Source organism: Ruegeria sp. YKSD163 (assembly GCF_059612905.1).
Map to the genome: position 1 here is coordinate 32,624 of NZ_JBXWRM010000018.1, position 20,956 is coordinate 53,579.

Consider the following 20,956-nt stretch of genomic DNA (forward strand, 5'->3'; position numbering starts at 1 on the left):
TCACATCCTCTCTTGGTCCGTCCGGTCATATCATTTTGCACATGCAGCGCAACAAAAATGCGAGGAATGCGAGGAAATGGACCGAAAATTACGTGATGATTTCGCGCATGCAGCGCAGGATCAGAGACGCCGACCAAAGGCGCGAAGCGCATAGAGTAGTGCCAGCATGCCGAAGAACAAGCCCGACACATCGCCGATCAGATACGCGACCGCCTCGACCGGATCGCTGCCAAAGGCGAGATTGGTCAAGCTGGCGATAATCAGAGAGGTCACGATGCCCACACCCATCACGCACAGCCAGCAGGGCGGGCGCAAGCGGTTCGGGAACAGGTCAAATCCGAGGGTCCGAAGCAGGTGAAAACAGGCCGGAACCGTGCCAACTGCTATCGCTATGGCGAACAGACGGCTGGGCAGCAGTATATCCATGCCGCCAACATAGAGAAATGTGGCAATTACCCCGGGCAGCAGGGCCGGGATCGCGCGCCATCCCAGCAGCCACGCGGAAAGGACACGGACCCCATGCGGCAGGAACAGCAGGCTGGCCCGGCTCGAATACTCGGGAAAGATCAGGCTCTGGAGGGGGAGTACCAGTTCGAAAGTTATCAGGATCGTGGCAAAATATGCGCCCGAAACCACGGCTGTTTCGACGCCCAGCTGGCCTAAACTGCCCTCTTTAGTGCCCATGTGCGGGCTCAGCTATCTGGAGAGCGGACGACATAGCAGCCCCGGTTCATGGTGCTGCATTGCGTAAGGTATCCCTTGTTGACCAGAGATTTCAGCGCCCGAAAGAAAGTCGGCCGCGATACCGTTTCAAGAAGTGCGTGTTCTATCAACCCGACGGTACGGACCCGGCTGTCATCTTCTGACAACTCGCTGGCCGCGTAGTAGATGTCTCGCTCGACCGGACTCAGGTCTTGCAGGCCAAGTGTACGTTCCATGCTGTGCAACAATCGGCGCAGTTCCGCCAGCTTCGAGAGGGTCTGCATTCGGGGAAGTGGTCCTGATTTTTCTGAGCGGCTTTTTGCACAGTTTTATAGCACAACAGGCTAGCTGCCAAGTTTTCGAGGGGTATCATATTGACACAAATCTGGATTTCTTTAGAGTAGATCGCCTAATAGGGCTGCGATTAGAGTGAGTGGTGGCAGCCAAAAGGCTCTTTCAAGACATACGCCCGGTGCCGCAAGGCATCGGGCTTTTTTTGATTCTATGTGGCGTTCCGAGGCCGGCGAACGCGTGTGTCTCATGCGGGGATGGTGGGTGATGAGAGACTCGAATTCTGCACGATATAAGTATTTTCAATAGCTTAAATGGTTTTTTGTAACCATGTAACCACCTATGAAATGGACAAGATTTTGTCGCACCGTTCACGATCTGCCTCGCAAAGGCGGGCTACATCAACGGCTTCTATAACTCCCGCAGGCGCCATTAAGCGCTGGATGGAAAATCACCCGTAGCCTTCAAAAAGATCGCCGCCTAAAATGAACAAATCACCGGAACGAAACCGGTGCAAGAACACTCTGAGACTGTGCGCCGCACTCGTTCCGGGCTCCAAACGGCGCTCCGTCTCTATTCGGGCGAACCTCACCAAATTCCGTTCGGTCTGATTTTTCCTCTTTATTCCAATGCGCTGAGTTTCAAGCCCGCCAAAACTTCGCCCCGTGTGTCTATCGCATTGGAGAGGAACAGAACCGCAAAACGCGAGAGGCGCAGCCGCTTCCATGTGCTGACCTGATTTGGATGCAACTGATGCTGCCGGACCATGAAGGGCGGTGGCGCGGCTGGCGTTGCGACGCTCGGGGCGGCCGGTGTCGAGGTGGCACAGCAAGTGTTGGCGGAAACCCAGTCCGCCATCCTGCCGCTGGTTCCCTATCTCGACACGCTGCGCTGGGTGTTCATTGCCACAGCGCTCGGCGGTATCGCGGTCACGATCTACGCGCGGTTGGATGATTGGAAACGGTGGCAACGATGATCGCTGCTCTGTTCACCGGGATCGCCGCCGCCCCGTGGATGCGGGCCGCTCTGCGCTACGGCGCCATCGCTCTCGCGGTGCTCCTGTTCCTGCTCGCGCTCAAGCGCTCCGGCGAGCGCGCTGGTCGCCTGGCGGAACGCCTAGACACCAAGGAGAAAGCCAATGAAGTTCAGCGAAGGATGCTGGAGGCGGTGGCTCGCCGTCCTCGCGATCGCGACGAGCTTGTTGACCGGCTGCGCAACGGTCAGTTCTGAGCCCATAACCGCGACCGTCTGCCCACCCGTAGTGGAGTACACGCGCGAGTTCCAAGCACGCGCAACCGAAGAGCTGGCCATGCTTCCGGAAGGCTCGGCAGTTACCGAGTTGCCGGCCGATTACGCCGTGATGCGGATCAGGCACGCGCGTGCCGGTGAAAGCCGGGACAATTATTTCCTGGTATCAGATCCTTCTCCGGCGCTGTGGCTTGGGGATGGCTTGCTGATTGCCGGTCGCGATCTTCGCTTTTCCGGTACAGGTCGGATAGCGAACGCAGCCGAGGAACTTTCCGAAACTGCCACTGCGTTCGACCAGCCAGCCATCTTCGCAGTCCGGGCAGGTCGGATAGGTGGCTCCGCACTCGCATCGCACCTCGTTCGTCCCGTCAGCCTGGCGTGGCAGGGCGGTGCCGCAGGATGGGCAGGCGGGCAGCAGGTTTCCGCAATGCTGCACATGTTCGCACCGGTACCAGATGCGGCCATCCTGCCCGGTCACGCCCAGCAATCGCCCGCCGCATTCGCCGCAGACGTGGGCCTCTGGTTCAGCTCCGGGAACTGTCGAAATCCCGTAGGCGGGGTCTTTGCGAAGCTCGGTCACGAAGGACGAAGGACGGGCATTCGAGGCAAGGATCGTCAGGGTGTGACGGGCCCGCGTCATCGCCACATACATGACACGCCGCTCCTCGGCGTTCTGGAAGGCCTCTTCCTCTGGCGAGACCAGCGACAGGAGGGGGTCGTCGACGATCTCGGACGGAAAACCCATGCGCCCGCTGTCGGCGTTCAGCAGGATGATGTGGTCGGCTTCCAGCCCCTTGGAGGCATGGATGGTCTTGAAGCTGATCTTCAGCCGCGAAAACCGGCGGCGCAGACCCTGCATGTTTGGCTCGTTGAAGCGATAACGCCCAAGGAGCAGCACCGTCGCGGGCTTGGCCTCCAGCGCCGCGGCGGCAGACAGGGCCGCAAGGACCTCGTTAAGTTTCCCTTCTTCCTCGCCTTTGGAAACTGAGACGACCCTGATTGCCGGGTCGGTCGCGGTCCCAGCCGGGACGATCTTCTTGTCGATCTGGGCGGGGTTCCGCAGAACAAAGGTCCGGGCGGCAAAGGCGATCTGGTCGACCGAACGGAAGGTGCGGCCGAGATCGACGGTCCTGTGCACGCCCGCTTCGCCATCGAAGCTGCCCCCGAACACCCGCCCGAAATGGCGCATCAGGTCGATGTCGGACCCGGCGAAGCGGAAGATCGATTGCCAATCGTCACCCACGGCAAAGACTCGCACATCCGGATGCTGGGCCTTCAGCGCCTTCACCAGACGGGCCCGGCTTTGCGAGATGTCCTGGAATTCATCGACCAGGATGTGGCGGAACGGGCTGACATAGCGACCGTCCTCTGCATAGCGCGCGGCACGCAGGATCATGTCCTCAAAGTCGATCCGGCCCTCGAGGCGCTTCTGATATTCCTCGAAGACTGGCGCGAAGACATCGAGGAACGCCCGGGCGCGTTTGCCCAGCTTCATCCGATCTGACTTGGTCTCGCAATCCTCGAGGCTGTAGCCGCCACTCTTGAACTTGCGCAGGAAGGTTCCGATGAGCTTGGAGAAATCATCGACCTGCTTCAGCTCGACGATCCGGTCATAGATGGTGTCGACCGGCCGGGGGTTCAGGGTGACATGCGGCGCCAGCTTTTCGGCGAGGCCGGTCAGCAAGCACCCCTCCTGCCGTTCATAGCTGTAGGTCTCGATCAGGGTGGTCTGATGCTCGGCGTGGACCTTCCGCTTCCAGTCCATTCCCGCCAGGTATTCGTCGCGGTCCACGAAGGGCGCCGTGACCAGCCGCTCAGTACCGTCCCGCGCCTTCTCACGACGCACCCCGAAATGCTCGATGTAGATGCCGCTTTCGGTCAGGCGGAAATCGGGCTGGTAATCGCGCCTGCCGATCTCGGAAACCTTGTGCTCGTAGAGGGGTTCGTATTCGTAGTCGACGCCGTTTTCGTAAAGCCAGTTGGCGATCTGCAGCTCTTCGTAACTCTTGACCTTCTCGCCCTGCAGCGTCCGCAGGTCTTGGGCTTCCATGTGGGTGTAGAAGTCATGCTTGGTCTTGAAGTCCCATTCCGTCTTGGGCTCGACCAGAAAATGCGCGAAGAACTGGATGATCGCCTTCGACACCTCCGACAGGCGATATACTAGGTCCTTCAGGATCTGCTTGATTAGGTTGCTGAACGCCGTGTCGTCGGTGGCATGGTCGGCCAGCGCAGGCTTCGATCCTTCGACGATCCCGATGATGTCATAGGCAATCGCGTGGAAGGTCCGCGCCACGATGGGCACGCCGGATCGCGCTTCAACCCGTTCCGACATTTCTTCGGCCGCATTCTTCGCGAAGGCCAGAAGGAGGATTTCTTCGGGTATCCGAAGAGCCGGAAGACCGGTTTGGTCTTGGTGTCGCTTTTCAGCCAGCGTGCAACGTTGTCGAGCGCTGCTTCCTGCTGCGGGGAGAAGGTGAGAGTAGTTCTATCCATGGAATTTGTTTCCTTTTGGGGTGCAAGATTTGGTCCGCCGGCGTAGCCGGCGGTTTCGAGGCTTAATAAACCTGCCGAGCGAACGCCCGGAGGTGGTTGTTTGGGGTTTGTTGCGTCCTGCGACTGGGTTCCGCAGGAGGTAAGGCAGCGCGTAGCGCTGTCGGCCTCCGGAGGGGTTGCCTGTAACGGGCTCCTAGTTCTTCGTGTGAGTTCAGAAAAAAAGCGCCTGTCAACGCAGGGAAATATAGGGGCACACTTTCAGGATAACGTAATGCCACCCTATATTTCTGTTACTTCTGCTCTCAGACTACACGTTTATCACTAGGGGACCGTTACATGACCGCATCCGGTCGGATGCTTCGGTCACTGCTAAGTGTGCATCTTCGCCTCCTCCTTCTTCCGGGCACGATACTGCGCGACTCGCTGCCGGTTCTTTCGCTTGCTGTTCTCAGCCACCGGATCATCGGAACCGGTCTCGGCCTTCACCCGCTCCGTGACAAAGTCCCGGGCGATCATGCACTGCTGCTTGAGAGGACAGGCGCAGTACACCGGATCGTTAGTCTTGATACCAGGCAGTCCGAAGCAACTCGGCAGAAAGCTCTCCGGTCCGGGCTGGTCGTAACTATGCGCCGGATAAAAGCGGGCTTCCGGCTCCCGGCTCACCCGCTCCAGGGCTGCTGCAGCGGCGTCCGCGCCCAACGGCGCGCAATCTTCGGACCGCAAGTAACGAAGGGAAACAACGTTGCGCCCAATGAAGCCATCCAGGGCACAACCGGATGCGGCTTCGCTCTCGACAAGCTCCTCACGGAACCTGCGCTGTGCAGGGAGGCCACGATCATACTCGCATGCATACTGCACCATCGGTTCCATCCGGTTCAGTGCCAGACGAGCCCGCTCGGGGGTCCAAAACGCCTCGAGCTTTTTGCACCAAGCTTCCCGGGTCTTGTCGTTAGGGCCGAGCTGATTGGGCTGCGGGGCGTGCGCACGACGGCGTTCAGCCGCAAAACTGAAGGCGAATTCGAGGTAATCCGGATAGGGCAGACCGAGGCTGTCGGCGAGCTGGCGCGCTTTCCAAAGCTGGGTCAGGTGCGCATTCGGGGTCAGGAACCGCAGCTTTGTCCCCACCTTGATGTTTTCTCCTGTCTCGCGGTCGATGTTGGTCGAGCAGTAGGCCTTGTAGGCCGCCACGTATTCAGAGTGGAACAGTCTGGTAGCGCTCATCGGCGAGAGGAAACGGTATGCAGGCCATTTCGCGGCCATCAGCTCCGCCTCGAGCGCCAGCAAAGGCCGAGGGATAAGTTTGGTCATGCGCACCAACTGGCGCAGGCGGACTTCAAGCTCATTCTTGTCGAGAGACATGTCTTCTCCATTCCCGAAAGCCGGGCTTTTGTTGAAAATCTCAGTGATGACGGGTGTCAGACGGAGCGTATTTCTTCCACGTCCTCAATCCATGCGCCCACCCGTCCAGACGCCGCGTGACATTGCCAAGTCTCCCAACCCGGGCAACTGGCATCACGCCTGTTCAGTTTTTCTGAACCTGAAGATCTGGTCGGGGTCACGCCCGGCGATCACGCTTAGGCGCGGTTCCCCTTCTTCAAGGAGTTAACCGGGGACCTTGCGTTCGGTCAGAACATAGCGGGGGCTGTCTTCCCATTCACGGATTTCTTCATCAGATGCATTGTCATCCGGCTCTTCAGTGCGTGAGGCCGAACAAAGCTCATCGAAACCACGCTGCAAGTTCACTAAATCGCGCAGCTGGCTGACAAGATCCGACACTATCTCGTCTAGATCAAATACAGGACTTTCGCTGTCGCGACGCTCTTCCAGCAGGGACTGATGCAAATCGTTCCAACCGTAACCCAACTCGTTCCAGATGCCTGAATTGAAACCGCTGAACCCTTCTGCGACGGTCACCTCGCTCACAGTGCGGGTGTTGATCAGCGTCGATCTTTCACTGCGCTCGTAGAAAGGCGCATCAAGAAACCGCCAAAACAGTTCCTTCTGCGTCAGAGTTGCTTCTGCCAGGTTGGTGGTGATATTGTTTTCCATGATGTCTCTCCAATGTTTGAGACGTTACATAATGCGGCGTGGTTTCAGTTTCCTAGGCCGGGACCACGCCGCGGTTATGGGCGCTCAGACGCCCGCTACCTTCCACTGTGGGAAGTTCCTTCGTGCCTGCTTCTTCAGCTGATCCAGCATCTTGGTAAGTCGCACGGCTTCATGCATGGCTTCGGCCTTGTCCATCTTGGTCGAGGCTTCTACCTCGGAAAGTCGAGCCTCGATTTCTTCGCGTTTGTAGTTGTTGATGGCTGCCGCAATGCAACTCGCCGCACCGATCAGTTGGTCAACCATGGCTTCAGCGCGCCCTATCGACCCGCTGTAACCACGATAATATTCGGCAATGTCGTCGCCGAAGGCATCATCCGAGGGGCGCGGTCCGCCGTCGTCTTCGAATGGCGGCATTTCCAGAGCTGCCAAGTTCAATTCGGCTTCCGCTGCACTCCAATCGCCATATGCCTCGGTCCGTTCCAGCCAACTAAAGAACGGTTCCTTCAATACGGAATAGGTTGCGTCGCCTAGCGATTGCTCTTCAGCTTTCTTACGCTCTCGATACGCTTTTTGCTTTTCAGCAGGCGTCATTGCCATTGTAGATTCTCCTCTACCATCTGAAGCTATGTGTAACGGTAACGCGTTACCAATGCAAGTGGTAAATACAATTTTTCATTGCCTTGGTGTCAGCCATCGTGTTCAGGACCATAGCCGCATGGCTGGCTCGCGCGCTGGCAGCGTCTAGTGTGTTGCGACATCATTGAAGTTGAAGCGCGCGCCCTGGGCGCTCCCAGCGCTTTCCGGACACATTCATGTGCCGCCAGCTGGATGCACGAAAAACCGGCACTGAAGGCACCCGGTGTTTGGTTAACGGCGCTCGGGTCATTATCTGCGGCCGGAACAGACCTACATGCTCAACCTGCGTCCTTGCGGCCTCAGCACTGGCGGCTTCGCCGTGCGTTTCACCTCGTCGCGGTCAGCGGTGTGGTGCATGGAATAGCGGCTGTAGGTGAGGTCTGTGGCGCCCTGCCTGTCCAATGCATCGGGAGCGAGGTAGTCCGCTATGGTCCGGTCCAGAGCGGCGGCATCATAGCCGGTAACGATCACCAGCCACGGCATAGGCCGGTCAACACCGCGCAGGGCCTGTTCGCGCGTCATCGGCGATGGTGCGGCCGGCTGCAGCAGGTGCGCCCCGGCGATACCGCGCAGGTTCACCATCGGCGGCAACACCTCTGTGGCGAACCAGTTGGTCAGGGCTGGCTCGGTTCCATCCTCCAGTCGGAACCGCAAAGCCATTGCCGCGGCGCCAAGACCGAAGCCGGAACTGGCCACGACCGTGCAGAAGCCGCGCGTCATGCCGCGGAACCTCGGCATCATCGCACGGGTCCACTCGGTCGGGTCGTTGAGCCGGTCGAGATAGGATTGTGAGGTGGCGACATCAATGCCACTGACCTCGTAGATTACCATGTAACGCGGCGCGCCGTCCGTCGCGATCCATCTTGTAGCTCGCAGGAACCCTGGCACCGACAGCCGCTCGTGGAAATGCTCGTAACTGTGCCAGTCATCGTGATCGGCCGTATCGCCGTCGATGTCATAGAACAGCACCATCGCTGCATCACTGCGCAGGGACATGTTGATCTCCCTTTCTGGTCCGTCGGACTCTAGCGTCAGGCGGTTGGTTCACAATCGCCATACCGCCCACCGAGCCAATTGTTGTAAATCCGCTACGCCACTTCGACACCGCAGTGAGAAACAACCTGATATGGGAGGTTTCGACCCCGGACGTTGCCGGCTCCAGACTACATCCCCATCACTTTCCACGGATTTTTCTAAGACTTCTCAACTTTGTCGGGTGGTCGGTGTATCCCTGCTGGCATGCAGAGCCATTCCTTGGCGACGATCGGAACCGTCCAAAAAATTGGATGGTCCTGGCGCAGGAATCTGTCGCCACCACGCAGGGCGGTTGCGCTGCCAGGAACTTCAGCAGCTGTGCCCGCGACAGCTTGCGACGACACACAACCGACCCGTAAGACCTGGCGCCATGCACCTGAAACACGTTCTTGGCCAAATCCAGGCCGATGATGCTAACTTCTCCCATGGACGATCCCCATCCGTAGCGGTGTTTCAACACCCACCACCATGGCACATCAATGACGCCGGGAGGGGCCTTCACCGCGTCGCTTTCGTCAGGTGAAGGTCAAAGCGCCTCCGCAAGACCCAGGCCAAGGCCAGCCGGAAGCAGACCCCAACTGCTAAAAGCATTATAGAATTGACTGCTGTCTTCCAAAGAACTGCATCCACATCCTCCAGAACCAGCTGTGTGGTCTCGAGATGCTCCCTAGAATGCGCTCAACGATTTTTGCTTCTTTAGGTGAGAAATGCAGTTCTTCGCCTACATCAGCTTCCACGACTTTCTGTCTCAGTCGACGGACAGAACGCGCTCGAAGAAGGCTTATTGAAATAAGGGCAAATAGGCACAGTAAACCTACGCCTACAAAAATCGGAACGAAAATTGGGACAGCAGCCAGAATTCCTACGGACATAAGGAACCCGGTGATTCCGGTCGCACCCACTGTAGTCCCAAAAAGACCTGCGCTGCCAATCACCGAGGCCATGGCACCCCCGAACGTTCCGTAGGCCCATATTGCCGCGCTACTTACTGCGGCAACGCCCACGGTCCCAAGGGTGACTGCGCTGCCGGTGAGGAAAGAAGCCAATGCAGCAGTACTGATGTACGTTCCGGCTACATATCCACCGGCAGCTGCGCTGGAAACTATCAAGCCCCCTGCGGAATGAGCTACCAGTTGTCCTCCTGCATTTAGCGCAGCAACGACGGCGACTAGCGGTAAAGCCATTTTGGTCTCCTAGTGAGAGGAAAAATACCTCAACATTTTGCTGCTAACAATATTGGAAACGGGACGCTCTGTGTTGGATCAATCGAGCCGCGGTCTAGGTGTTCAGTCCCGGCATCTGGTGGATCGGGTTGATGATGAATCTGTCTGGCTCTAAAGTCCAGATCTTGCAGATGTATTCGTAGGGCGTGAGGCCGCTGAGGGTCCTGAGCCTGCGAGCGAAATTGTAGGCCGCCATGAAGTCGACGAGGTGGCCACGAAGCTGTTCGTGACTGTCGTAGTGAAAGCGTTTGACGGTTGCGTCCTTGATTGTCCGGTTCATTCGCTCGACCTGGCCATTCGTCCACGGGTGGTTGGGCTTGGTCAGACGGTGCTCGATCCCGTTGGCTTCGCAGATCATGTCGAAGCGCATCTGCCGGGAATATGCAGTGTTCCGGTTCCTGGGCTGGTCGGCGAACTGGATGCCATTATCGGTGAGAATCGTGTGGACCCGGTAAGGAACCACCTCCAGGAGGTGTTCCAGGAACGCAACCACCATCGCCTCTTCGGCCTCGCTGAGAACGGTCGAACGCGGGTCCTTCGGACCGGTCTTGCGATCCTCGACCGTTTCCCGCGTGCGCCACTTCGCGACCGTCTTCGGGTTGATGCCGAGTTCCCGGCTCAGCGCCGCGGTCGAAGCTTGCGATCGCTGTATTGCTGCTCGGATGGCGTGCGTAGTCGTGGCGCTGCCGTGGCGAACTTGTCCCATAGTGCTTCCTTCCATTCCAACGAATGGATCGCACCATCAAACCGTGGGATCAAACACTCGTCTCGTCAGGCATCTACGCTCCTTTGGAAATTTGGTTGAATTAACCTGATCATGTTACGCTGAACTATTCGATCCGGCTACATCGTCCCATGCTGTTTCAGGCATGGAGAACTGGGTATGCTCAGCGATCTGGCGCGGAAGACGTTGAATTCGGTCTGTCTCCCCTACGCCGAACAACAGGATGAGCGCGATTACGGCGAGCAGCGCGATGACCCACCCTAGCCGCCGAGCGATGAGGTCTTGAGCGTCATCAGGCTGATCCAGCCTCCGGGGCGAGGCGTCTACGATCGATCCGGACGCGACAGCTCCGGCTCCCAGGACCAGAGACCGCCCAAGAACAACGTCCACCCGGTCCAAACGGGCCGGCGCGTAGACCAGAGGCGCATCTGCGGGCCGCAGCATCCCGTATTCGGGGGTCCATCCGCTCCACGCCTCATCTGGCCCGATGTCATCCCCGAACAGGTCCGCGTCCAGGACAAGGGTTATGTCTCTGATCTCTTCCGCGCGCGCGCTGACCATCGCGTAAACCCGGCGAAACTCGGTCTCACTCATCGAGACAATGAGGCTCAGAGCCGGATCCGGGTGCTCCCCGTGAACTCTGACGGCCTCGAAATCGACGAAGAGAACGCCCCGAGACCCAGCCTTTTCGGGAAGGTCCGGATCAGTACGCTGTTGGAATGCGGGGTCCGCATGAGCCCCTAGGGGGGAGGCGGTGATGGTGACCCTCTGTACTTCCCGAAACTGACGGACCGGTCCACCGTCTAGCTCGAACACGGTCAGCACCTCTGCGAGTTCCCCTCGCGCGATCAGCTCCTGTGCCGGCGCGTCGGCGCCTCCTCGGGACGGCTGGCCCCAGGTCTCGAGCGCGGAGATTTCCGTCAGGCGCAGGTGCAGACGACGTAGCGCCTTCGTATAGCGTAAGGAGAGTGGGGCGAGCGGGAACTCCCCCTCGATCGTCGCGTCATCCGGGGCGGACCACTCAACGCCGCTGTAGGCGCTGAGGGATGGGTCGGACATATCCTTCAACAGGGCTCTCCATGTCTGAGTGGTTACCATGCGTGGGGCGAATTCCACGGCGAACCAGCCTCCCCCTAGGGGCTAGGCCAGTGGGCACCAAGGTGAAACGAGCGGCGCCGACGCTCTGCCTCTCGCCGTTGACGCCGCCGTCTACAGCGGGGATCCCGCCGCGGGTCCGTTCGCAGATGAGGGCCCGTCTTGTGAAAAGCGGTAATGACGGTCCGGCCCTCCGCCACCACGGTGGCGCCCCGCAGGCCGTCGATCCGGCGTTTTAGTTCGGCCGCAGTCATGCCGTGCCAAGCAGGATACCGAGGGTCTGCAAATGTAGATAGCTCGGCGATCAACGCGTAAGCGTCATTATCGGTCAACATGAACACCCCAGGCCTGAACTCGGTACCGAGTTCGAGGATTAGTTGTACGTCGGCATCGCGCAGGCCGCGCTGACGGAGACGGGCGAGCGAATGGCTGGTCTGTTCAAGCAGAAGCATTCTCATCTCCTTCATCCTACGACAGAGCCGCGAGCGCTGCCGCGAATGAACGGCGACGGCGGAGACGGATGGGGAATCCCATCTTATCGAGGGTCAGCCCTTCGGTTTCAGTGCTCAGCCCTTCGGTTTCAGCGTCGAACCGATAAACTTCTGGCGCGTAAGTCGGCATGACAGTCGCAAGTTCCGGGAGAACCTCTGATCTCAGCCATTCTTCGAACTGTTCAGAGGTCCAGCCGTTGCGGCAGTCATGCAGGCGAGCGAGACCGGACATGAGGAGAAGCCTGTTAAGGGCCGCGGCCTCAGGGTGATCTGCGGGGGCTACGGTATCCAGCAGCTCAGCTGCGGCTATGTATTTCGTGTCCGGATCCCGAATGTCACGGCCCTTGAAGTATCCAACCCTCAAGTCAGCGCGAATGCGCCCCTCCGAAGCATTAACTCGTGCCGCGATAAAATCCGTGAACCGGTCGGAGATAGGCCCTTCTTCGTGCGTCATATCATCTTTGTACAACCGCCGACTAAACACTTCACGTTTAGCGATTTCCGCCTCTTCGTGCCGTAAATCTTCTTCGATGTACCCATCTGTACTATCAGGGTCGGGATCGTCGAGCGACTCCAGTACTTGTATTTTCAGTTTTTGGATCTGCTTTCGAGTCTCAAGTTGCTCCTTACGCCAAGCAAAGCTTTCCTCGACTAGGATCGCAAACATCAATGGAGCGATCTGGAGCAGCTGGTCTGTGCTGACACCGTATTCCTCGCTGATCAGGTCATAGTTCATCTGCGCTAGGGTCGTGATTTTGCCGTGCAGGGGAACACGTTTGAGCGTCAACGGATCGCTTGGGGGCTCCTCACCTAGCAGCTGCGCTTCGGTGGCGCCAAGCGCTCGACACAGACCTTCGAAGCTACCCTCCCGAATGGAGTGTAAGTCTGCCGCCTCGTTCTCCAGTTCGATCAGACGTCGGGCTTTGAGTCCGCTCTCCTCCGCCAGTTTTGCTTTGCTCCAGCCCTTCTGAGTTCTGAGAGCCTTGAGCGCTCTCGGGTTGATCTGCTTCATGTCGTCCTCCATAGTGCATTTAATTTTCATAAATGCATTTTTCAAACTAAGCAATAGTGCACTAATTTACCCTAAAGGATGCTATATTGGGGTATATCTCCGATAATATAGCGCATTTATATTTTAGAAATTGCATTATCGCACGATGCAACCCCTGCGTATGAGGCTAGGGGCGCACTGGAAGGCGCCATCTCGCCGCATGTCCACGCACCAGTGATGATTCGCCCTAGTTGATCAGCGCCGAAAGGTACTGCCGCTGATCCTTGGTCGCTTCGGTGGCGCTACTGGTGAGGAAGAGATCCTGGACGAAACTAGACGAACCCGGCCCGATCCGGGATCGGCCTCCTCGCCTGATCTGCTATCGCAGCGGGACCGGGTATCTGCCTTCGCGGTTCACCGACAACTTGTCGACGGTATGAACCCTGCGCTGCTTTCGGCGTATGAGTAGCACCACACGACAACTGCATTTGGGATACCGCACATCGAGCCCGACCGATGAGCTGCTTTCCCTGTCTGCCGAAGACCGCCGCCGCCATGTCTACGTCATCGGCCAGACCGGGAGCGGCAAGACCACCTTCCTGAAGTTCTGCATCCTCCAGGGCATCCCTCGGTTTAGGTTGGCTCAGCAACCCGACCCTACCGAAAAACCCGATGGCCACCGAAAGCTACACCACGCCCTGGGACATCACCCCGGCTGCCCGACAGGTGAAAGCAACCGAATTGCCGGAAACAGGAGGATAGCAGCCGCCCGGCCAGAGAGGGTGTCTGCCCGGCGCCACCTTCCTGCGCTCCGCAAGACGATCCGTTGGTATAGCGTGGCGACCTTCATCACCTGCCGCCCCAACATCACCTCGTCGCAGGGCCACCGCCCGGATGACGCAAGGCGTCTTCTTGAAAGGAAGTTCCTGTTTGCTCTACCTGGCCCTGACGCTTCCCTGGTGCTCTGGGAAAGGCTGTTCTCAGCAATTGACACAACACTGTTTCACCGTCGCCTTCATGGTCGTCGAACACACATCCGGCCATCTTAGCGCGGTGCTAACCAGCAGGCGTCAACTGCCACATCAGAAAGCCCCTTGTTTTCTAGGGTCGCGGGGGTTCGCAGGGTTTACATCTCTGGGGAAAAACCGTTTTCGAGCCGGTTTCTGTCAACTTAATGTAAACCTTTGTCAACCCTACCGCCAATTGACGTGTCGCTTATAGATCTTTTTGGGTCGCCTTTAACCATCCAAGCGGTACTCTTGAGGCGCCTGTCAACCCGGATGCAACCCTCTGTCAACCCGGATGCAACCCTCCAGCCACTGTGCGGGATCCGGCGAGGTTCCGCGGCTGCGCCATTCCTCACCGGTCATCCGTGGCCTGCTCCGGTCAGGCCCTCTTGGGTGCACAAAGGCGCCGCAGGAGCTGCACCCGGCGCAACGTGGGCCTCGGGTCTCTCCCGTTGCTCACCTCGCGCAGGAAGCGCAGCCAGGCGCGCTCGTTGGGGGTCAGGTCGCTTGTCTCGTCCATCACGCTCATCTCCCGAAGATCGCCTGGATGGCTGCCTGCGACCTGCTGGTCAGCCGGGGATCGGTGTTTTTCGAGGCCGCGCGGATTGCCTCGATCCAGCCGCGTTCGTTCATGGTGACAGGATCGCCGAAGATCTCCACCACCGCCTCGGCCGCCGTGCGCCCGATTGCCTGCTCCAGGGCCAGCCGCATCAGGAAGGCCGGGTCGCATTCCAGCGCCACCTTGGAGATCCCCTGCTTGATCATGGTGATCATGTTGGGGTTCGGGAAGCCGGTCGCGGCGGCGATTTCGGCCTGGGTCTTCTTCGGTTTCAGTTCGAGTATCCGGCGCTCGACGTATTTCGCCATCCGGGTGTCTGCGTGCGGTTTTCTGGTCATCGCTATCCTCGCAAGAGTGACGCAGCATGTGCTGCATGTCTTTGCTATAGCGACGGCATGGTTGGGGTTCGTGGCGGGATCGACAGAACCCTCAGAAGTGCATCTCGATGTTGACTCCGAAAAAATCTAACCTGGCTAACTCAAATCATAATGCGGTAACCGACCGATTGCGTCTATCTTGGCCTTGAGCGTTACGTCGCCGTAGCTGTCGCCTGCGGTCTTTCCAGCATGACCTTGGATGGCATCAACTACGCGGTCAGAGATACCCAGCTCACGACACTGCGTCTTCAGCCGGTGCCGCCAAGCGTGGTTGGGTTGGACTCCTTCCGGTGTCAGCCCGCTTGCAGTGAGCCACTCGGCGAGCCTGTTTGAGTATCGCTTGGCCTTGGCCTCATATTTCACGGGGTCATTGCCATTGTGGAACAAAGGGCCAGTTTTAGAGGTGCTCACAAATGGCTCGAAACCCTCGTTGATGATCTGTGGATGCAGCGGAACATCTCGAAATGCACCCGTCTTCACCGTTCCTGCTTCAGGTGTGATCCGCACCACCCAATGTCCGTCGATCTCTTGAATGTCTTCCTTTCGAAGCTGGGTGATCTCGGAAACACGCGCACCCGTGAAGGCGCAGATAATCGGTACCCACCTCTTCGCGGCGGTCAGTTCTGGCATTTCTCGGATCCGGCCCAGGTCATCCGCATGGGGAACATACGCGCGAGATGCCTTGAGCAGCTTCACGGCTTCCGCGTAAGTATAACCTGCTTCTCGTGTCCTTACGCTGCGCGGCTTTGGCTGTTTCACCGTGTCAGCAGGGTTCTCAGGCAGCCTGTCGTTGTCCACAGCCCACCGAAACAGGGTTCTCGCAGTCGAAAGGTAAATGTCGCTCACCGTCCGAGCCGATAGGTTCAACAGCAAGAAATCGCGCCAGGCCAGCATGTCTTTCTTCGTTATCCGCCGGGCATCGTCGTGCTTCACAAACTTGCGGAGGCTTTCTATTGCAACCCCCTGCCGCTTTCCTCCGTCGCGCATGAACCCCGCCCGCCTGCGTCCGGCAACATAGTCCCCCCACAACCGCTTGATGCTGACCGGCTCTGGTGCATTTTCGGGAGGTTGGGCGTCCCTGATGATCGGGGCGCTAGGGGTGCCGCTGAAATCGCCTTCATCACGCTCAGCGGCCCTTGCCAACGCCTCTAGCTCGGCATGGCAAAGGGCACGGGCGATCTCGCGCCATTTCACGCTTCCTGGTTCAGCCTCCAGGTTTCCTGCGGCCCGAAATCGTTCGATCTGAGCTCCCACCAACGCGTTAAGTTCAGCGTCATTGGCGCGGCCTGCCACCGCGCTGCGCAGCCGCGCGACCAGCACATCATCAATTGCGACTTCGGCATAGCGTGGGTCGTTCCGCAGTTGATCATCGAAGGCCAAGCGTTGCATGTAATGGCTGTAACCGATCTGATCAGGTGCCAGCGGATACCTTACAGGGCTGGATTGTGCCTTTCCTGAACCGACCTTCTGCTCAGCTTGGGCGATCTGGTGTTGAAGTTGGGTCACTGCACCTGGCAGCAGCTTCAGCGCCTGTCGGTAGTCGCCCCCCAGAGGGAGTCGTAGCTCGGTCTTGCCAATGATCTCGCGCAGATCTTTCGGCACGACAAGCCTAGCATGATAGCGCCCGGAGCGGTTGATCAGGTGACGAACTCTGCCTGTCATGATGACACCTGTTGTAACCAAAACTGTAACCACAGAATGGGAAAATGCCCCGGGGTGCAAGGCTATTATTTGATTTCAACGGGATAGGGTGGTGGGTGATGAGAGACTCGAACTCCCGACATCTTCGGTGTAAACGAAGCGCTCTACCAACTGAGCTAATCACCCGTGCCGCGCGGGTTTAGCCAAGCGGCGGAACATGCGCAAGGGGCATTCGTCGTTCGCGTGATGTTAGCGTCCGATATCCTCGGGTGCGATGGCGACCGACTTGATGACAGCGTGGCAGGGCGCGCCCGTGGTCAGTTCCAGAGCAGCGGCCGATCGGCGCGTGATGCGGGCCAGCACGGTGCCCGCGCGGGTGGATACCGAGACCAAGGCACCCGGCCCGTCACCGCTGCGGATCTGCGCTACATGACCGGACAGGATATTAAGCGCCGAAAGCCCCTCGGGGCGCTGGCGTGACAGGATCACCTCTTGCGCGGGGATGCGCAGGCGCAGCGCCGTGCCCTCGGGCTGTGCTATGCGCGGCAGGAACAGGCGTTCGCCTCCGGCCTCAAGTTCGGTCAGGCCGTCGGTGTGATGGGCAATCACCCGCGCTGTCAGGATCGCGCCCGCGGCGCGGGCGCCCAGCGGAGTGACGGCGGGGTCGGCCAACACCTCGGCGGCGCTGCCCTGCCGGATCACGCGACCGTCCTGTAGCACGATGACGGTCGTGGCCAGCCGGGCGACCTCGGCGGCGGAATGGCTGACATAGAGGATCGGGATCCGGGTCTCGTCACGCAGCCTTTCCAGATAGGGCAGGATCTCGGCCTTGCGCGCCTCGTCCAGGGCGGCGAGCGGTTCGTCCGCCAGGATCGTACGCGGATTGGACAGGAGCGCGCGGCCGATCGCGACCCGCTGACGCTCACCTCCCGACAGGGCACCGGGGCGGCGGTCTAGCAAAGAGCCTATCCCCAGCATCTCGATCACCTGTGCAGGCGAGGTAGGGCCGGCCCGGCCTGAGAACCAGCGACCATAGCCCAGATTTTGCCGCACGGTCAGATGCGGGAACAGGCGCGCGTCCTGAAACACATAACCCATGCGCCGACGATGCGGCGGCAGCCAGATTCGACTGGCGCTATCCTGTAGAAACTGGTCCCCCAGCGCGACACGCCCCCGTTCGGGGCGCAAGAGACCGGCCACCGCGTTGATCACCGTGGTCTTGCCGCTGCCCGAGCGCCCGAACAGTACGGTCAGACCAGGCGGCGCTGCAAAGGCCACGTCCAGTGTGAAACCCTGCATCGGATGGCGCAGTTCAACTTCAAGCTTCATATGCCCGCCACCCGTCTGGCAGCGCGCCGGGCCAGTACCTCTGAGGCCAGAAGCGCCCCCAGCGCCAGCACGACTGAGATCAACACCAGCCGCGCCGCGGCGCTCTCCCCGCCCGGCACCTGCAAGAAGGCATAGATGGCCGAGGGCACAGTTTGCGTCTGGCCGGGTATGTTCGAAACAAAGGTGATCGTCGCCCCGAACTCTCCCATCGCCTTGGCAAAGCCAAGGATCGCCCCGGCGATCAGGCCAGGCAGGATCAAGGGCAGGGTGACGGTGGCAAATACCCAGATGCGCGAGGCACCCAGCGTGGCGGCGGCCTGTTCCAGTTTCGGGTCAACCGCCTCGATAGACAGGCGGATGGCGCGGACCATCAGCGGAAAACCCATCACCGCAGCCGCCAGCGCCGCCCCGGTCCAGTGAAAGGCCAGTGTCAGACCAAGCGAGGCCAGCGCCTGACCCAGCGTGCCGGTGGGGCCGAAACTGAGCAGCAGCAGATAGCCGGTGACCACCGGGGGCAGGATCAGCGGTAGGTGCACCAGCCCGTTGAGCAGCGTCTTGCCAGGAAACCGCCCGCGTGCCAGCGCATGCGCCACGAGAAGCGCAAGCGGCAGCGACAGCGCCGTCGCCCAGGCCGAGACCTTCAGCGACAGGGCCACCGCCTGCCATTCATCAGGGCCGAGCCACGCCATGGGTCAATCCTCCACCGGCAGGAAACCATGCCGGACAAAGACCGCCTGCGCCTCGGTGCCAAACAGATGCACAAGGAAGGAACGCGCCGCGGCATTCTCTTGTCCCGCGACCAATGCGGCTGGATACAGGATCGGCGGATGGCTGTCGGTGGCAAAGGTCATCAGCTGAGTGACGCGCGGGTCGGCGCGCGCATCGGTGGCATAGACGATGCCAAAGGGCACGGCGCCGGTGGCCACCAGCGCCAGCGCGGCGCGGGCATTGTCGGTCTGGACGACGCGCGGTGCGAGTTGGTCCCACAGGCTCAGATGAGTCAGCGCTGCCTTGCCATAAATTCCCGCTGGCACCGCTTCGACGAGCGCCATGGCGATCCGTCCGGTGCTGGAGGTCAGATCGGCCGGGGTTCCGTTAGGCGCGTGTCCCGCCGGGGCGATCAGAACCAGCCGGTTTGACACCAGGTCGCGCCGGCTGGCAGGGTCGATTCGGCCCTGATCAGCCAGCCAGTCCATCCAGCCGGGATTGGCCGAGACAAATACCTGAGCTGGTGCGCCCAGCCCGATCTGACGCGCCAGAACCGAGGATCCGGCAAAAGATAGAGCAACGCTGTTTCCTGTCGCTGCCTCGAACCCGGTGGCGATCTCGTCCAGCGCGGTTTTCAGGCTGGCCGCGGCAAAGACGGTGATCTGTTCCGCGTGCGCAGGTCCGGCCAGCAGCAGGGCGCAAGTGAGCGCACGAAGGAACAGGGAAAGGGTCAACGACGGCTCCGGCAAGCGATATGTCTGGATGGAAATATCGCTATGGGCGCGGGCAGGTGCAAGGGCTAACTGCCGGTCTCGTCCTTTCGTAGCAGGGATTGCAGATGTTCCGCATGTGGGGCGCCCGCGCTGTGGCAGGCGGTTTCGAACCGGCGGTAGGCGGCCAGAACCTCTTGCCCGGTCGGGGTCAGGGTGGCGCTGCCACCTTGGGCACCGCCTCGAGCACGCGTCACCACCGGGTCACGGAACATGGCGTTCATCGTCTCGACCAATTGCCAGGCCCGCTTGTAACTCATTCCCATCGCGCGCCCAGCCGCCGCGATCGAACCGGTTTGCGCGATATGGTCCAGCAACGCCGCCTTGCCCGGACCAATCATGCCGGTTTCGCCAAAAACGAGGCGCAGTTTGTAGACGGGGGGCGGGCGCGTGTCGCTCATGGCCCGAGTCTGGCGCGTCATGTGCGCGGGGGCAAGAGAGGCCGGGCCCAGAGGAGAGGGAAAGGGGCCCGGCCAGATGGCTCAACCCGCCAGCCGTTGGGGGGCGACCAGCAATGTGCCGATCCGGCGCCCGGTATCCAACATCCGGTTTGAAAAGCCCCATTCGTTGTCATACCAGCTGACCACGCGCACCAGCCCGTCCGCAGTGACGCTGGTCTGGGCGGCGGCAAAGCACGAGGAATGGCTGTCATGGTTGAAATCGACCGAGACCAGCGGATCCTCTTCATAAGCGAGGATACCGGCCAGCGGCCCTTGGGCAGCGGTACGGATGGCGTCGTTCACCGCCTCGCGGGTGGCCGGGCGTTCGGGAACGAAGCTCAGATCGACCAGCGAGACATTCGGCGTAGGCACCCGGATCGCCGAGCCTTCGAGCCGGCCCTTGAGATGCGGCAGCACCTCGGAAATGGCGCGCGCCGCGCCGGTCGAGGTGGGGATCATCGAGACCGAGGCCGCCCGCGCGCGATAGAGATCGCGATGCGCGGTGTCATGGGTCGGCTGGTCGCCGGTATAGGCGTGGATCGTGGTCATGTAGCCGGTCTTGATGCCAAAGGCGCGGTCCAGCACCATCGCCACCGGTGCCAGGCAATTGGTGGTGCACGAGGCATTGGACACGATCAGATCGTCAGCGGTCAGCGTATTGTCGTTGACGCCAAAGACCACGGTACGGTCCGCTTCCTTGCCGGGGGCCGAGATCAGCACCCGTTTCGACCCGTTCTCCAGATGCCGCGCGGCCTGTTCGCGCGCAGTGAACAGCCCGGTGCATTCATAAGCGATATCCACATCGGACCAGGGCAGATCCTCGGGGTTGCGGATCGCTGTCAGGCGGATGCTGTTGCGGCCCACGATCATGCGGTCGCCCTCGACCAGTACCCGCGCCCGCAGACGGCCATGCACGCTGTCGTATTTCAGCAGATGCGCCAGGGTTTCGGGGCTGGCCAGATCGTTGATCGCCACCACCTCGATATCATCGGCGCCGCTTTCGACCAGCGCCCGCAGCACCCCGCGACCGATGCGGCCAAAGCCGTTGATTGCCACTTTCAGTGTCATGCCTTCCTCCATCGATGTGCCCGGTTGGCTCAGTTGAGAATCTGTTAGCGCTAACAAATTAAAAAAGCAATCGCTTTCT

General features: G+C 60.0%; 18 protein-coding genes, 1 tRNA gene and 3 pseudogenes. 3 read left to right on the forward strand and 19 right to left on the reverse strand.

From position 1 onward, the window contains the following. Positions 1-120 precede the first annotated feature (120 nt). Positions 121-684: a hypothetical protein gene (locus AC2FNA_RS19455; protein ID WP_496829381.1), complete on the reverse strand. Its 564-nt coding sequence runs from the start codon at positions 682-684 to the stop codon at positions 121-123. Positions 685-692: 8 nt separating this feature from the next. Further along, positions 693-986, reverse strand: a complete 294-nt coding sequence (locus AC2FNA_RS19460; RefSeq protein WP_234221916.1) for a helix-turn-helix domain-containing protein — start codon at positions 984-986, stop codon at positions 693-695. Positions 987-1,753: 767 nt separating this feature from the next. Between AC2FNA_RS19460 and AC2FNA_RS19465 the strand changes: the two are divergent. Together AC2FNA_RS19465 and AC2FNA_RS19470 are read left to right on the forward strand one after the other, a co-directional pair. After that, a pseudogene (locus AC2FNA_RS19465) lies at positions 1,754-1,969 on the forward strand (YcbK family protein); the annotation flags it as partial. Then, positions 1,966-2,223, forward strand: a complete 258-nt coding sequence (locus AC2FNA_RS19470; protein WP_496829383.1) for a hypothetical protein — start codon at positions 1,966-1,968, stop codon at positions 2,221-2,223. The pseudogene AC2FNA_RS19465 and the gene AC2FNA_RS19470, both read left to right, overlap by 4 nt. Positions 2,224-2,407: 184 nt before the next feature. Here AC2FNA_RS19470 and AC2FNA_RS19475 read toward each other — a convergent pair. From AC2FNA_RS19475 to AC2FNA_RS19515, 9 genes and pseudogenes are all read right to left on the reverse strand, one after another. Beyond that, a pseudogene (locus AC2FNA_RS19475) lies at positions 2,408-4,630 on the reverse strand (UvrD-helicase domain-containing protein); the annotation flags it as partial. Positions 4,631-5,103: 473 nt separating this feature from the next. Further along, complete coding sequence (locus tag AC2FNA_RS19480; protein WP_496829385.1) at positions 5,104-6,093, reverse strand: hypothetical protein; 990 nt, start codon at positions 6,091-6,093, stop codon at positions 5,104-5,106. A 243-nt stretch (positions 6,094-6,336) separates the two neighbouring features. Next, complete coding sequence (locus AC2FNA_RS19485) at positions 6,337-6,783, reverse strand: hypothetical protein (RefSeq protein ID WP_496829387.1); 447 nt, start codon at positions 6,781-6,783, stop codon at positions 6,337-6,339. A gap of 84 nt (positions 6,784-6,867) precedes the next feature. After that, the gene (locus AC2FNA_RS19490) at positions 6,868-7,380 is read right to left on the reverse strand and encodes a hypothetical protein (RefSeq protein ID WP_496829389.1); all 513 of its coding nucleotides are present in this window, start codon (positions 7,378-7,380) and stop codon (positions 6,868-6,870) included. A 309-nt stretch (positions 7,381-7,689) separates the two neighbouring features. Beyond that, positions 7,690-8,415, reverse strand: coding sequence for a hypothetical protein (locus AC2FNA_RS19495; protein ID WP_496829391.1), 726 nt, complete (start codon positions 8,413-8,415; stop codon positions 7,690-7,692). A 298-nt stretch (positions 8,416-8,713) separates the two neighbouring features. Then, positions 8,714-8,881 (reverse strand): annotated as a pseudogene (locus AC2FNA_RS19500) (IS110 family transposase); the annotation flags it as partial. 851 nt (positions 8,882-9,732) lie between these two features. Next, on the reverse strand, positions 9,733-10,383 hold the full coding sequence (locus tag AC2FNA_RS19505; RefSeq protein WP_496829393.1) for an integrase core domain-containing protein: 651 nt from the start codon (positions 10,381-10,383) through the stop codon (positions 9,733-9,735). Positions 10,384-10,497: 114 nt separating this feature from the next. Further along, positions 10,498-11,469, reverse strand: coding sequence for a hypothetical protein (locus AC2FNA_RS19510; protein WP_496829395.1), 972 nt, complete (start codon positions 11,467-11,469; stop codon positions 10,498-10,500). A gap of 495 nt (positions 11,470-11,964) precedes the next feature. Beyond that, complete coding sequence (locus AC2FNA_RS19515) at positions 11,965-12,999, reverse strand: helix-turn-helix domain-containing protein (protein ID WP_496829397.1); 1,035 nt, start codon at positions 12,997-12,999, stop codon at positions 11,965-11,967. A 440-nt stretch (positions 13,000-13,439) separates the two neighbouring features. On the opposite strand from AC2FNA_RS19515, the gene AC2FNA_RS19520 reads away from it, so the two are divergent. Next, positions 13,440-14,027: a hypothetical protein gene (locus tag AC2FNA_RS19520; RefSeq protein WP_496829399.1), complete on the forward strand. Its 588-nt coding sequence runs from the start codon at positions 13,440-13,442 to the stop codon at positions 14,025-14,027. Positions 14,028-14,510: 483 nt separating this feature from the next. Here the strand turns inward: AC2FNA_RS19520 and AC2FNA_RS19525 are convergent, their stop codons facing one another. From AC2FNA_RS19525 to gap, 8 genes are all read right to left on the reverse strand, one after another. Further along, on the reverse strand, positions 14,511-14,882 hold the full coding sequence (locus AC2FNA_RS19525; RefSeq protein WP_496829401.1) for an XRE family transcriptional regulator: 372 nt from the start codon (positions 14,880-14,882) through the stop codon (positions 14,511-14,513). A 135-nt stretch (positions 14,883-15,017) separates the two neighbouring features. Continuing rightward, positions 15,018-16,583, reverse strand: coding sequence for a DUF6538 domain-containing protein (locus AC2FNA_RS19530; RefSeq protein WP_496829403.1), 1,566 nt, complete (start codon positions 16,581-16,583; stop codon positions 15,018-15,020). Between the two features lie 89 nt (positions 16,584-16,672). Further along, positions 16,673-16,748: transfer RNA gene (locus AC2FNA_RS19535), tRNA-Val, on the reverse strand. A 63-nt stretch (positions 16,749-16,811) separates the two neighbouring features. Further along, complete coding sequence (gene modC / locus AC2FNA_RS19540) at positions 16,812-17,891, reverse strand: molybdenum ABC transporter ATP-binding protein (protein ID WP_496829405.1); 1,080 nt, start codon at positions 17,889-17,891, stop codon at positions 16,812-16,814. Next, entirely contained in the window at positions 17,888-18,580 is a 693-nt protein-coding gene (gene modB, locus AC2FNA_RS19545; RefSeq protein ID WP_496829407.1) for a molybdate ABC transporter permease subunit, read from the reverse strand. The genes modC and modB overlap by 4 nt, the downstream gene beginning before the upstream one ends. Positions 18,581-18,583: 3 nt before the next feature. Then, entirely contained in the window at positions 18,584-19,333 is a 750-nt protein-coding gene (gene modA, locus AC2FNA_RS19550) for a molybdate ABC transporter substrate-binding protein (protein ID WP_496829409.1), read from the reverse strand. A gap of 65 nt (positions 19,334-19,398) precedes the next feature. Next, positions 19,399-19,770 (reverse strand): winged helix-turn-helix domain-containing protein, encoded by a 372-nt coding sequence (locus AC2FNA_RS19555; protein ID WP_496829411.1) that lies wholly within the window; start codon positions 19,768-19,770, stop codon positions 19,399-19,401. Positions 19,771-19,851: 81 nt separating this feature from the next. After that, complete coding sequence (gap, locus tag AC2FNA_RS19560) at positions 19,852-20,877, reverse strand: type I glyceraldehyde-3-phosphate dehydrogenase (protein WP_496829413.1); 1,026 nt, start codon at positions 20,875-20,877, stop codon at positions 19,852-19,854. Between the last annotated feature and the right edge of the window lie 79 nt (positions 20,878-20,956).

Coding starts and splice junctions, on each gene's coding strand:
- AC2FNA_RS19460 (WP_234221916.1), bottom strand. CDS start 986: ATGCAGACCCTCTCGAAGCTGGCGGAACTGCGCCGATTGTTGCACAGC.
- AC2FNA_RS19495 (WP_496829391.1), bottom strand. CDS start 8,415: ATGTCCCTGCGCAGTGATGCAGCGATGGTGCTGTTCTATGACATCGAC.
- AC2FNA_RS19505 (WP_496829393.1), bottom strand. CDS start 10,383: ATGGGACAAGTTCGCCACGGCAGCGCCACGACTACGCACGCCATCCGA.
- AC2FNA_RS19490 (WP_496829389.1), bottom strand. CDS start 7,380: ATGGCAATGACGCCTGCTGAAAAGCAAAAAGCGTATCGAGAGCGTAAG.
- modB (WP_496829407.1), bottom strand. CDS start 18,580: ATGGCGTGGCTCGGCCCTGATGAATGGCAGGCGGTGGCCCTGTCGCTG.
- AC2FNA_RS19480 (WP_496829385.1), bottom strand. CDS start 6,093: ATGTCTCTCGACAAGAATGAGCTTGAAGTCCGCCTGCGCCAGTTGGTG.
- AC2FNA_RS19515 (WP_496829397.1), bottom strand. CDS start 12,999: ATGAAGCAGATCAACCCGAGAGCGCTCAAGGCTCTCAGAACTCAGAAG.
- AC2FNA_RS19530 (WP_496829403.1), bottom strand. CDS start 16,583: ATGACAGGCAGAGTTCGTCACCTGATCAACCGCTCCGGGCGCTATCAT.
- modC (WP_496829405.1), bottom strand. CDS start 17,891: ATGAAGCTTGAAGTTGAACTGCGCCATCCGATGCAGGGTTTCACACTG.
- AC2FNA_RS19455 (WP_496829381.1), bottom strand. CDS start 684: ATGGGCACTAAAGAGGGCAGTTTAGGCCAGCTGGGCGTCGAAACAGCC.
- AC2FNA_RS19485 (WP_496829387.1), bottom strand. CDS start 6,783: ATGGAAAACAATATCACCACCAACCTGGCAGAAGCAACTCTGACGCAG.
- AC2FNA_RS19520 (WP_496829399.1), top strand. CDS start 13,440: ATGAGTAGCACCACACGACAACTGCATTTGGGATACCGCACATCGAGC.
- AC2FNA_RS19555 (WP_496829411.1), bottom strand. CDS start 19,770: ATGAGCGACACGCGCCCGCCCCCCGTCTACAAACTGCGCCTCGTTTTT.
- gap (WP_496829413.1), bottom strand. CDS start 20,877: ATGACACTGAAAGTGGCAATCAACGGCTTTGGCCGCATCGGTCGCGGG.
- AC2FNA_RS19525 (WP_496829401.1), bottom strand. CDS start 14,882: ATGACCAGAAAACCGCACGCAGACACCCGGATGGCGAAATACGTCGAG.
- AC2FNA_RS19470 (WP_496829383.1), top strand. CDS start 1,966: ATGATCGCTGCTCTGTTCACCGGGATCGCCGCCGCCCCGTGGATGCGG.